Raw genomic sequence first — 12,143 nt, forward strand, 5'->3', positions numbered from 1 at the left:
TGTATGCTTCAATATTTCAACCGCGACCTTAGCTGGCTCACCTTTAATCAGCGTGTGCTGGAAGAGGCCGCTAACGAGTCTGCGCCTTTGATCGAGCGGATCAGGTTTCTATCCATCTATTCATCCAACCTGGATGAGTTTTACCGCGTACGGATGCCTGTTTTGCGCGCCCTCCAAAAGATAGGCGAGAAAAAGATCAATGAGATCGACAGCGAAAAGCAATCTGATATCCTGGAGCAGGCATCGGCCATGATCCTTACCCAGCAGCAGCACTTTGGTGAGATACTGACCACGCAACTTATCCCGCTTTTGCGGAAAGAAAAAACAAACCTGCTTTATAACCAACCCTTGCCCCGGGCCTTGCACGAGGAAGTAAGCAGTTATTTCCTTTCGGAGGTGCTGGCGTTTTTACAACCGCTTGCTTTGGATGAAAAGCACGGCTTCTTTCCGGAAAATAACAAACTGTATTTTTTGGTTGAGCTGGCCGAAGGTAGGGATGATAAACTGGTGCTTTTAAATATCCCTTCAGATAGCCTGCCCCGCTTTTTTTCGGCAAAGGCCGATGGGGAGCAGTATATCTTGTTTTTGGATGATGTGATCCGTTTTAACCTGGATAAGCTGTTCGGCAAAGCGGAGATCAAAAACTGTTACAGCTTTAAAATAACACGCGACGCGGAGCTTGACCTGAAGGATGAATACTCAGGCGATCTCTCCGAACAGCTTGAGAAACAGCTCAACAAACGCGATCTTGGCTTTGCCACCCGCTTTTTATACCAGGCCGATATGCCGTTACGGATATTGGATAGTTTGGGAACGTACCTTAACCTCAACAAACCAACAGCGGTAGAAGGCGGCAGATACCATAATCTGAAGGACTTTTTCGCGTTGCCGGCAGGTGGCGACAAGCTTGTTTACGAAAAATGGCCGGCTGGCAAGCTCGCCGATGTTTCTACGGAAGTACCGCTGGCTGCTGTCATCGCCAAAACGGATCTGCTGGTGAGTACCCCCTATCAATCTTACGATACCATCCTTCGTTTTTTTAACGAGGCCGCCAATAACCCCGATGTTACCGAAATAAATGTAACCCTGTACCGTGTTGCCAGCGATTCTAAAATAGTGAACGCGCTCATAAGCGCGGCAAAAAACGGCAAAAAGGTAAGGGTAGTAGTAGAGCTGAAAGCCCGGTTTGACGAAGCAAATAATATTAAATGGGCAAAAAAGATGAAAGCCGCCGGGGTGGATATTATTTACAGCGTAACCGCCCTTAAGGTACATGCCAAAATTGCCCTCGTAAAAACCAGGAAAGGAGATAGGATAACGTACTCGGGTTTGCTGGCTACCGGCAATTTTAATGAAGGCACCGCAAAGTTCTATACCGACCATATCCTGCTGACCACCAACCACAAGTTACTGCGCGAGGTGGAGCTGCTGTTTATTTTTTTAGCAAAGCGTGAGAAACCTTCGCCGGATAACCATATCAAATTTAAGCACATCCTGGTGGCGCAGTTTAACCTGCAAACGCGCTTTATAGAATTGATAGACCGGGAGATCGCTTTTGCCAAACAAGGCCAGCCCGCCAGTATCATTATTAAAATGAACAACCTGGAAGAACAGGAGATGATCAAAAAACTTTACGAGGCATCGCAGGCGGGGGTGAAAATTTCGCTCATCGTCCGCAGTATTTGCTGTTTAATGCCAGGGGTTAAAGGCATGAGCGAAAACATTACCGTAAGGCGTATTGTGGATAGGTTTTTAGAGCATCCCCGCGTATTTATCTTCGGCAATAATGGCGATAAAGAGGTGTTTATGGGCTCGGCCGACTGGATGAACCGCAATATCTATCATCGAATAGAAGTGTGCTTCCCGGTGTATGATAAAAAAATACAGGAACAACTTTTTAAAATAATTCAGTTTCAGCTAAACGATAATGTGCAGGCCGTGTTAATAGATACGCACCTTAACAACATAAAGCCGGCATTAACAGGTAAGCCGGTACGTTCACAAGAGGCAATTTACAAGCATTTGACTAAAAACGATGCCGTTTAACCCATACAACTATGAGAAAAATCATCATTTTGTTTTCGATACTATTAGTAGGCATGATAGCGGTATCCTGCGGGCAAGGAAAGAATAAAGGCAAGAAAAAAGACAAAAAGAAGAACGATATGGAAGCAGTAGCCGCGCAAAACCCGCCGGGTTACGATCTTAGCAACCCTGTTGAGTATAAAATGCCGCATGAATTGCTGGAGATCTCGGGAATTGCCTTTAATAAAGGTGATGATAATGTAATTTATGCCGAACAGGACGAAGATGGCAACATCTATTACCTGCATGCGGGTGATAAACAAACAAAAAGTGCTAAATTTGGTAAACACGGCGATTACGAAGACATAGCTACTGGCAATGGCCAGGCGGTAATTCTACGCAGCGATGGCGAATTTCATAGTTTCCCGCTAACAGAGGTAGCCAGCGGCCAGATAAAAAGCCAGAAAGTGAAAAACCTAATGCCCGCTGGCGAGTATGAAGGGATGCACTTTGATAATTATACCCAAAAGCTATACGTTTTATGTAAGCAATGCGATATCGATAAATCTACTGATAATAACAGCGGGTATATTTTTGACCTTGGCAAAGATGGCTCCATCACCAAAACGGGTGATTTTAGCCTTAATGTAAAAGATATTGATGCCAGCGGCGAGATGAAGAAATTCAAGTTCAGGCCATCGGCCCTTGCCAAAAACCCGCTTACGAAACAGTGGTTCATTTTATCATCAATAAACAAGCTTTTGGTAGTTACGGATGATAAATGGAAGGTGCAGGGTAGCTACATGTTAAAGGGATTTTTACAACCCGAAGGCATGGCGTTTGACAGCAAGGGCAACCTGTATATCTCCAACGAGGGCGACGAGATAGCCAGCGGCAATATTCTGCTGTTTAAATACGTCAAGCCCAAATAGTGCCGATAACCGGCGGCTATTTGCCGCCGAATAACATACTTAATACCCCGTACAGATGCGTAAAAACCTACTTATCCTATCCGCAATTTTTACCACCGCTACGGTAGCCCATGCGCAGCAAACGTCAGTTATAGAATTACCCGCCCCTAAGTTTAAGGATAGCATCACCGTAAAGGTCCATCCATCGTACAATGACGTTACAGGCGCGCACAAATGGCTTTTCGGCGAAAATTACCGCAAAGAATGGGCGGTGCCTGTTAAGCTGCCAGTTATAAGTTTAAGCGAAGTTTATGGCGGCCTTACACCCGATAAAGAGGGCGGAGGTTACCAGTCGAAATCGTTAAGGCTTAAAGATAAACAAGGCCGCGAATGGGTAATCCGCAGTGTGGAGAAATCGCCGGATAAGCTGCTTCCGCCAAATTTTGCCGGCACCTTTGCTGTAGACTGGTTGGACGATGCCATCAGCGGGCAGCACCCGTTCTCGGCGCTGATAGTAGGCCCCATGGCCGAGGCCGCAAATGTGCCGCATTCAAACCCCGTTATTGGCGTTGTGGCAGATGAGCCCGCGCTTGGCAAATACCGTCAAAAGTTTGCTAACACCATTTGCCTGCTGGAAGAGCGCGAACCGGGTGGCGAATCTGATAACACGCCAAAGGCATTAGGCAAAATTATTGAAGATAACGATAACCATTTTGATGGCGAGGCATTCCTGCGTGCCCGTTTGCTGGACCTGCTGGTAGCAGACTGGGACAGGCACGAAGACCAATGGCGCTGGTTGGACAAGCAAAAAGGAAATGGCAAAATGTACATTGGCGTTCCCCGCGACCGCGACCAGGTGCTGCACGTTGCACAGGGCCTTTTCCCAAGCATTGCTTCCTTGTCGTTTATTACTCCGGCTATTGATAATTTCAGCGGAGAGATACCGCGTGTAAAATACTCCATTTTTAAAACCCGCTTTATTAAGCCTTATATCGATGCCCAGATAACTTTTGAGGATTGGATGCGCGTTACCAATGCGTTTGTAGCCGCCGAAACGGATGAAGTGCTGGAGGCAGGCTTGCGCCGTATGCCTGTTGAGGCTTACAAGATAAGGCACGATGAATTACTTGCCGGGTTGAAACAGCGCCGCGATAATATCCCCAAAGCGATGGAGGAATATTACCGCTTTATAAACCGCCTGGTAGATATCCGCACCAGCGGTAAAAATGAGCAGGTAACCATTACCGACGCGCCGGATAACGGTATGCGGGTACTTATCCAAAAAATTAGTAAGGACGGTAAACCGAGCGATACGCTATTAGATATGGTGTACAACCCGGAGTTCACTAAAGAGATCAGGCTGTTTTTATCAGGCGGCGACGACCATGTTACTATTAATACCGCAACCGCTACGGTAAACCTGCGTGTGGTAGGCGGGCATGGTAATAAAGTATACGAGGGGATAAAATCAAACGGCACGGTAAAGCTTTATGATAAGCCCGGCAGCCTTAAATTCATCGGCGATGAAAATGTATTTCGTAAACACCTTTCGCGCGATACGTTTAATACTAAGTTCATACCTACTTATCCATACAATGTTTGGATGCCGCTCGCTACTGCGGCGCTTAACGTGGATGATGGCTTTTTGCTTGGAGGTGGGGTTCAGTATACCAAATACGACGGCTTCCGTAAATTGCCTTATACCAGTTTACAGCAATTACTGATAACGCATTCTTTCTCTACCGACGCGTTCCGTATCCGTTACAACGGTGAGTGGATCCACGCGTTCGGCAAGACCAACCTGTTGATCAAAACCTATATACAGGCACCGGATAATACGCAAAACTTTTTTGGCTTTGGCAACAATACGCCATTGGTGAAGGGGCCGGATTATCGCCGGTTTTATCGCACCCGCTTTGATACCTACCAATTCGACCCGGCCTTGCGCTGGAGGCTGGATAACGTTAAAAGCATCAGCGTAGGCCCTTCATTTCAGTATTATCATTTTGATTCCGAAGGGAATGCAGGTCGCCTCATTACTAATCCTCCGCTAATTAATTCTTACGACAGCCTCATTGTAGACAAGGACAAGGTACACGCCGGTATAATGGTTAACTATATAGATAACGAGCGCAAGGGTGGCGTATTCCCTAATGACGGGCATTATTTTACCATAACCCTCACAGGTTACCGTGGAATGAATGGTTATTCAAAATCTTACGGACAACTTCGCTCGGAGTTTACGTTCTATAAAAAATTAACCCAGCACGGCGCACTCGTTATTAGCGACAGGATTGGCGGGGGTGTTACCGTTGGTCGTCCTGCTTTTTACCAGGGTATGTTTTTAGGCGGGCAGGGCAATCTGTTGGGCTACCTGCAAAACCGTTTCGCGGGCAAGCACATGATCTATAATAACTTCCAGGCGAGGCTTAAGCTGGCTAACATCAAAGGCTACCTTTTACCCGGTCAGTTGGGCATCAGCGGCTTTTATGATGCAGGCAGGGTATGGGCCGATAACTACCACGCAGGCGGTATACACCACGGCGTAGGCGGTGGCGCGTACTTTTCACCTGCGGCACTTATTGTAGTGCAGGTATTGGCCGGGCATTCTGTTGAGGGCTGGTACCCGTATGTGTCGTTGAATTTTAGGCTGTAATTGTCTGAATCAGAATTTTCAGAATTAAATGATTTTCAGAATTTCCCTTACCGTACTCGTTGCGCGTCCTATTCTGTTAATTCTAAAATTCTGTAAATTCTGATTCAGACAAACTGCGTTAGCGATAAAAGCGGATACAGGCCCCGCGCCTAAGGCACTGTGCGCGTATGAGCGGATAGCGCGGGGCAAAGCCAACGCCCAACAGAAGCCTCTTCCTTGGATAAGGTAAGGCGAGGCTTCTTCTCTTAACCTACATTAACTTTCTGCTTTAACCTACATTAAGTTGAAATGCTGTGTTTATACCGACATTTGATATCAACAAACAAGGAACAAACACAAACATTTAAAACAACAGCATCATGGAAAATACAATCAATGGCATCCACCACATCACAGCAATAGCTGGCAATGCCAAACGCAATTATAATTTTTACACTAATGTTTTGGGCCAGCGCCTGGTTAAAAAAACCGTTAACTTCGATGACCCCGAAACTTACCACTTATACTACGGCGATCAAAACGGTACTCCCGGCAGCATCCTTACGTTCTTCCCCTGGGAAGGCATCCAAACCGGCAGGAGAGGCGCAAGGCAGGCTACCGAAATTGGGTACTCAGTACCAAAAGGTAGTCTTGATTTTTGGGTGAACCGTTTCGAAAAACATAACGTGATCTACAATAAAGCAGCCGAGAAATTTGGCGAAGAATACTTAACCGTGTTAGACCCTGACGGTTTGAAACTGGAGTTGACAGTATCAAAAACTGCCGATACCCGCTTACCATGGGAAACTGATGAGGTTAAAGCAGAGAACGCTATTAAAGGTTTCCACAACGTAACCATTACCACCAACAAAATGCAGCCTACCGCTGATATTTTAACCGGTGTATTTGGCTATAAATTGTTAGAGCAACATGTAAACCGTTACCGTTTTGTAACAGACGCGGTTGAAAACGCCAACATTGTAGACCTGGTAGAAGTTGCCGGCGAAGTTGCCGGGCATGTAGCCGGTGGCAGCGTACACCACGTTGCTTTTAGGGTAGCAAACGAGGACATCTTGATGCAATACAGAGAAAAGATAGCCGCTTTAGGGTTGCACATTACAGATAAGATAGATCGTAACTACTTCTATTCTTTATACTTCCGAGAACCGGGTGGTGTGCTGTTCGAGATTGCTACCGATAACCCTGGCTTTGCAGTTGACGAAGCGGTTGAAGAATTGGGCCAGAACCTGAAATTGCCTGAACAACACGAGCGTTTCAGATCGGCATTAGAAAAATCATTACCAAAACTGTTCTAATTAAATTATGTACAGTCACACGAAACAAATAAAAACGGCGGGTGCAGCACCCGCCGTTGCCAAAGGCGCATTGATACTGTTACACGGCAGGGGCGGTAACGCCGCCAATATTATAGGCATCGCCAATGAGCTTGATGTAGATGGTTTTGCCATTTACGCGCCGCAGGCTACCAACAACAGCTGGTACCCGTTAAGCTTTTTAGCACCCGATTCACAGAACCAGCCCGCTTTAGATTCGGCGTTGGCGATGGTTGACGAAACCGTAAAACAAGCCCTGACAGATGGGTTCCCGGTACATAAGATCTACTTCCTCGGCTTTTCGCAGGGAGCGTGTTTAACGCTGGAGTACATCACCCGCCATGCACAGCCCTTTGGCGGCGCGGTTGCGTTTACGGGCGGACTGATAGGAGAACGGGTGAATCTGGACAACTACAAAGGCGATTTTATAGGGATGCCGGTATTGATAACCACCGGTAACCCCGATCCGCATGTACCACTTACCCGCGTAGAGGAAAGCGTAAAAGTGTTAAAGAGTATGGATGCCGCGGTTACGCTTAAAGTTTACAATGGTAGGCCGCACACCATTAGCCAGGAAGAAATTGAACTGGCCAACAGCACCATATTTATATGAACAAACTGATAGCCCGCCTGTTGGCCTGGTATACCGCAACAAACTTTAAAAAGATAAGACGATGAACTACGATAATATTGAACTTGTCAACAACGAGGCCATCCACAACTTTGAGCTGTTTGTGGATGGACAACGCGCCTTTATAGATTACAAAACCAAGGATAACAAGATTTACCTCATTCACACTGAAGTCCCCAAAGAACTGCAGGGACAGGGCGTTGCCGAGGCTATTGTAGAAAAGGCGTTTAAATATATAGAAGCGCATAAGCTAACGCTGATCCCGCTTTGCAGCTACGTACAAGTTTTTTTGAGGAAACACTCCGAATGGGACAGGCTTTTAGCCGCATAATATTATGGAACAGTTTAAAGTAACCCGCGTGTATACCGACGAAACCGGCGAAAGCCGCTTTGACGAAGTGTTTTACCCGCTAACAGATGGCGGCTCAATTGGGCACCTATCGCAAAGCGTTGCGGTGAAAGAAGTTGTGTTTAGGAAAGTCCCCGCTGGGTACAACGATCTGCACAACGCTCCTCAAAAGCAATATGTAGTGTTATTAGATGGCGGCGTAGAAATAGAAACCTCCCTCGGCGAAAAGCGAGTGTTTGAGCAGGGTGAGATCTTGTTGATGGAAGACACTACCGGCAAAGGCCACCGAAGTAGTAATGTGGAGCAACGGGAGCGGAGTTCGTTGTTTATTATATTCTAAATCTTCATCCTGAGATGTAATAATATAAACAAAATTATCGACAAGAAAAAGTGAATTATATGTTAACCCAGTGAAAAATTAACTTATTGACTGTCAATGTTTTATAAAAATAATTTCCGAATTGTGTTAAGTTTTGTTAACCCTGATTGCTCCCGCAGGTATAGCAAAACGCATAGTTTAGCCTTGTGAGTTCAAGCAATTAAATTCGTGTAATTAGCCTAATTCGTGAAATTCGTGTTAATTGAACTCCTGCGTAATCTTTCGCGCCGGGCTATCCAACTTGGCGCTTTTGCGTACACCGGCAACCGTCATGTGTACAATGTTCAGCTGATCTTCGTACAAATTTTGCAGCAGGCTCACGTCGGCATCTATCTTTTTTGGAGAGGCTATCTTTGGCGATTCCAGGTACACATTCACCGCTTCTTTGTTAATCTCGAAGCCAAGGTAAGTTAATGGCAGGGCAGCCCCGCCTGCTCTTACCTGTAGGTGCCCGGCAGTGTATTTTTTTACCAGTTCATCCATGGCGGCGTGCATGTCTGCCTTACTCAAATCGGCTTTGGTGTTGAATTGCCGCTGCAGGGCGCTTTCAAAATCATCGGTAAAAATGGTGAGGATAACTTCCATCTGCCCATCCTTCGCATTGTAGCTGATATCGGATGTGCTTACGTGTAGCGGGTGAAACTTAGCGGGCACGGGCTTCTCCGCCCAAAACATACCCAGTAAAATGTAACAATATAATAGCGGTTTGCCTAATAAAGCAGTCATAACAGTACGCGGTTTTATTTATAATTAAAACCTGCTAAATTTACGCTTTCAACGCCTTTTTATTGCATGTCTGATTTTGTTTTTTATTTCGGCTTAGGGTGGAAACACATCATCAGCCTCGACGCGCTCGACCATCAGCTTTTTATCCTCGCACTGGCAGCCGTTTACACATTTAAAAACATCAGGCAGGTGCTTATACTGGTAACCGCTTTTACTATCGGGCATAGTCTTACACTGGCTTTAAGCGTGTTGGATATTATCCGCTTCAGCAGCAAATGGGTGGAGTTTTTAATACCCTGCACCATTTTTATCACCGCCCTAAACAATATTTTGCGGGTTGATAAAAAGGAAGGCAGCGCCCGGGTTAACTACTATCTGGCCTTGGGCTTCGGGCTCATCCACGGGATGGGGTTCGCCAACAGCATCCGCATAATGCTGGCACAGGGGCAGGGGATAGGCATGGGGCTTTTCGGCTTTAACGTAGGGTTGGAAGCAGGGCAGATCATGGTGGTCGCCATTATCCTTATTGTTGGTTGGCTGTTCATGAATTTGCTGCAGGTGCGGCGCAGGGACTGGATATTTTTTTTATCTTCGGGAGTGTTTGCACTGGCCATTAAAATGGCTATAGAGCGCCTTCCCTTTTTACATTGAAAAACTATTAATCACTAAAACAGAAATATGAAGCGGATCTTTACAGGAATCTTATTCGTGATGGGCACCGTTGGAGCATCCTTTGCACAGGATATCCAAAACAACCCGGGCAGCAATCACGGGAACAAGTTTGAGCAGTTGGGCACCATCCTCAGCACACCAAACGAGCAGCGTACCGCCAGCGGGGCACCCGGCGTAAAATATTGGCAGCAACGCGCCGATTACAACATCAAGTGCGAGCTTGATGAAAAAAACCTGAAGTTGACGGGTAGCGAAACCATTACCTATTTTAACAATTCCCCGGACGTATTAACCTACATTTGGCTGCAACTGGACGAGAACCAGCATAACACGCTGAACAACTCAAACTACCAGAGCAGCTCTACCATGCCAAAGCAAACCACCACGCAAAACATCGACCGCAGCGTTGGCCGTAACGGCGATGTGGATAACGGGCTTGGTGATGTAATTACGAAATTAACCGATGCTACCGGCAAAAAATTAGCTTACACAGTTAACAAAACCATGATGCGTGTTGAATTGCCTGTGCCGTTAAAATCTGGCCAGCAATTTATTTTTAATATCGACTGGACCTACAAAATTACCGACCGTATGACCATTGGTGGCCGTGGCGGTTACGAGTACTTCCCGGAGGATGGTAACTACCTGTTCACCATGACACAGTGGTACCCGCGCCTTTGCGTTTACAGCGATTTCCAGGGATGGCAAAACCATCAGTTTACCGGTCGTGGCGAGTTTGCGCTTACCTTCGGTAATTTCCACGTACAAATGACCGTACCAGCCGATCACGTTATCGGTTCAACAGGCGAGTGTATCAACTACGCGGCTGTATTAAGCCCGGAGAAATTTGCCCGTTACAACAAGGCCAAAATATCAGCCGAGCCAGTAGAAGTAGTAACCCTTGCCGACGCTAAAAAAGCAGAGAAGGCACCATCAGCCGCTAAAAAAACCTGGGTATTCCAGGCCAATAATGTGCGCGATTTTGCATGGGGTTCTTCCCGTAAATTTGTTTGGGATGCTATGGGCATCAAGCTTAACGGCAAAAACATCATGTGCATGAGCTACTATGGTAAAGAAGCTTACAACCTGTACAGGAAATATTCTACCAGGCTGGTTGCACACACTATCAAAACCTATTCAGATTTCAGCATCCCTTACACTTACCCGGTTGCACAAAGCGTTGAGGCATCAAACGGTATGGAGTACCCGATGATCTGCTTTAACTATGGCCGTACAGAGAAAGACGGTACCTACAGCGAAGGCACCAAGAATGGTATGATAGGGGTGGTTATCCACGAAGTTGGCCACAACTTTTACCCGATGATCATCAACAGCGATGAGCGCCAGTGGAGCTGGATGGACGAAGGTTTAAACTCCTTTGTGGAGTACCTCGCCGAGGAACTTTGGGACAACAAATTCCCAAGCAAAAAAGGCGCGGCTTATACCATGGTTGATTACATGAAACTGCCTAAGAACGAGTTAGAGCCTATTATGAGCAACTCTGAGAACATCGTTCGTTTTGGCCCTAATGCATACACCAAACCGGCTACCGGCCTAAACATTTTGCGCGAAACCATTATGGGCCGCAAGCTTTTTGACTATGCCTTTAAAGAGTATGCAAAACGCTGGGCATTTAAACACCCAACCCCTGCCGATCTGTTCCGCACGATGGAAGATGCTAGCGGCGAGGATCTGGATTGGTTCTGGAGAGGCTGGTTCTACGGAACCGACCCGGTTGATATTTCTTTAGATTCTGTAAAAGTGGGTAAAGCCGACCTGAAAGACAGCTACTCTGCTCCTAAAGGCAACGGCGTAACTGCAAAAGTTGCCCCGCCATCGGTAAACAGTTTTGAGGATATCTCTAAAATCCGTAACCGTACTGATAAGAACATCGTTTTCCAAACAGACAGGGATACTGCTACGCACGATTTCTATTGGAAATACGCTCGTGGCCTGGCTGGTGTTGATACTGTGAAGTTTGCCAACATGATAAAAGCGCAAAGCCCGCCAACTTTCGAGACCGAGACGTTGACCGCTGATGATAAATCGAAATATGGTTCTAAATATTTCTACCAGTTAAACTTTAGCAACAAAGGTGGATTGGTAATGCCAATCATCGTGGAGTTTAAATTTGCCGATGGCACAACTTCTATCGACCGCATCCCTGCGCAGATCTGGCGCCTGAACGAGAAGAATTGCAGCAAATTCTACATTCAGGATAAAGAAGTGGTGTCTATAAAAATTGACCCGATGCGCGAAACTGCCGATATCGACGAAACCAACAACTTCTGGGGTAAAAGCGGCGAGCCGTCTAAATTCCAGGTGTTTAAACAAAAAATAGGGGCTAATGGCCCGGTTCGTGGCCAATCTACCGGTGTAAACCCAATGCAGGTAGGCACCGGAAGCAAATAATAAGTAATACTCATTCGGCCCCCCGACCGAATATATATAATGCATACGGCCGGCTAAGTAATTAGCCGG

Annotated in this window: 10 protein-coding genes; 9 read left to right on the top strand and 1 reads right to left on the bottom strand. The window is 46.4% G+C overall.

The window, feature by feature from the left end; genetic code table 11:
- Nucleotides 1-3: 3 nt before the first annotated feature.
- The 7 genes from ppk1 (at nt 4) to EPL05_RS14565 (ending at nt 8,225) form a co-directional block, all read left to right on the top strand.
- Complete coding sequence (ppk1, locus tag EPL05_RS14535) at nt 4-2,046, top strand: polyphosphate kinase 1 (protein WP_128534710.1); 2,043 nt, start codon at nt 4-6, stop codon at nt 2,044-2,046.
- Between the two features lie 11 nt (nt 2,047-2,057).
- Complete coding sequence (locus EPL05_RS14540) at nt 2,058-2,957, top strand: SdiA-regulated domain-containing protein (protein ID WP_128534711.1); 900 nt, start codon at nt 2,058-2,060, stop codon at nt 2,955-2,957.
- A gap of 55 nt (nt 2,958-3,012) precedes the next feature.
- Nucleotides 3,013-5,592, top strand: coding sequence for a BamA/TamA family outer membrane protein (locus EPL05_RS14545; RefSeq protein WP_128534712.1), 2,580 nt, complete (start codon nt 3,013-3,015; stop codon nt 5,590-5,592).
- A gap of 359 nt (nt 5,593-5,951) precedes the next feature.
- A complete protein-coding gene (locus EPL05_RS14550) occupies nt 5,952-6,887 on the top strand; it encodes a ring-cleaving dioxygenase (RefSeq protein ID WP_128534713.1) in 936 nt (311 codons plus the stop codon).
- Between the two features lie 7 nt (nt 6,888-6,894).
- Nucleotides 6,895-7,518, top strand: coding sequence for an alpha/beta hydrolase (locus EPL05_RS14555; protein ID WP_128534714.1), 624 nt, complete (start codon nt 6,895-6,897; stop codon nt 7,516-7,518).
- 61 nt (nt 7,519-7,579) lie between these two features.
- Nucleotides 7,580-7,867: a GNAT family N-acetyltransferase gene (locus tag EPL05_RS14560; RefSeq protein WP_128534715.1), complete on the top strand. Its 288-nt coding sequence runs from the start codon at nt 7,580-7,582 to the stop codon at nt 7,865-7,867.
- 4 nt (nt 7,868-7,871) lie between these two features.
- The gene (locus EPL05_RS14565; RefSeq protein WP_128534716.1) at nt 7,872-8,225 is read left to right on the top strand and encodes a cupin domain-containing protein; all 354 of its coding nucleotides are present in this window, start codon (nt 7,872-7,874) and stop codon (nt 8,223-8,225) included.
- 237 nt (nt 8,226-8,462) lie between these two features.
- On the opposite strand, the gene EPL05_RS14570 is transcribed toward EPL05_RS14565, so the two are convergent.
- Nucleotides 8,463-8,990: a DUF6702 family protein gene (locus EPL05_RS14570; protein WP_128534717.1), complete on the bottom strand. Its 528-nt coding sequence runs from the start codon at nt 8,988-8,990 to the stop codon at nt 8,463-8,465.
- Between the two features lie 66 nt (nt 8,991-9,056).
- Between EPL05_RS14570 and EPL05_RS14575 the strand changes: the two genes are divergently transcribed.
- The gene (locus tag EPL05_RS14575) at nt 9,057-9,641 is read left to right on the top strand and encodes a HupE/UreJ family protein (RefSeq protein ID WP_128534718.1); all 585 of its coding nucleotides are present in this window, start codon (nt 9,057-9,059) and stop codon (nt 9,639-9,641) included.
- A 27-nt stretch (nt 9,642-9,668) separates the two neighbouring features.
- Nucleotides 9,669-12,074: a M1 family metallopeptidase gene (locus tag EPL05_RS14580; RefSeq protein WP_128534719.1), complete on the top strand. Its 2,406-nt coding sequence runs from the start codon at nt 9,669-9,671 to the stop codon at nt 12,072-12,074.
- Nucleotides 12,075-12,143: the final 69 nt, after the last annotated feature.

It is taken from the genome of Mucilaginibacter gilvus (assembly GCF_004054195.1).
Classification (GTDB): Bacteria; Bacteroidota; Bacteroidia; order Sphingobacteriales; family Sphingobacteriaceae; genus Mucilaginibacter; species Mucilaginibacter gilvus.

Coding starts and splice junctions, on each gene's coding strand:
- EPL05_RS14575 (WP_128534718.1), top strand. CDS start 9,057: ATGTCTGATTTTGTTTTTTATTTCGGCTTAGGGTGGAAACACATCATC.
- EPL05_RS14545 (WP_128534712.1), top strand. CDS start 3,013: ATGCGTAAAAACCTACTTATCCTATCCGCAATTTTTACCACCGCTACG.
- EPL05_RS14580 (WP_128534719.1), top strand. CDS start 9,669: ATGAAGCGGATCTTTACAGGAATCTTATTCGTGATGGGCACCGTTGGA.
- EPL05_RS14555 (WP_128534714.1), top strand. CDS start 6,895: ATGTACAGTCACACGAAACAAATAAAAACGGCGGGTGCAGCACCCGCC.
- EPL05_RS14550 (WP_128534713.1), top strand. CDS start 5,952: ATGGAAAATACAATCAATGGCATCCACCACATCACAGCAATAGCTGGC.
- EPL05_RS14560 (WP_128534715.1), top strand. CDS start 7,580: ATGAACTACGATAATATTGAACTTGTCAACAACGAGGCCATCCACAAC.
- EPL05_RS14565 (WP_128534716.1), top strand. CDS start 7,872: ATGGAACAGTTTAAAGTAACCCGCGTGTATACCGACGAAACCGGCGAA.
- ppk1 (WP_128534710.1), top strand. CDS start 4: ATGCTTCAATATTTCAACCGCGACCTTAGCTGGCTCACCTTTAATCAG.
- EPL05_RS14540 (WP_128534711.1), top strand. CDS start 2,058: ATGAGAAAAATCATCATTTTGTTTTCGATACTATTAGTAGGCATGATA.
- EPL05_RS14570 (WP_128534717.1), bottom strand. CDS start 8,990: ATGACTGCTTTATTAGGCAAACCGCTATTATATTGTTACATTTTACTG.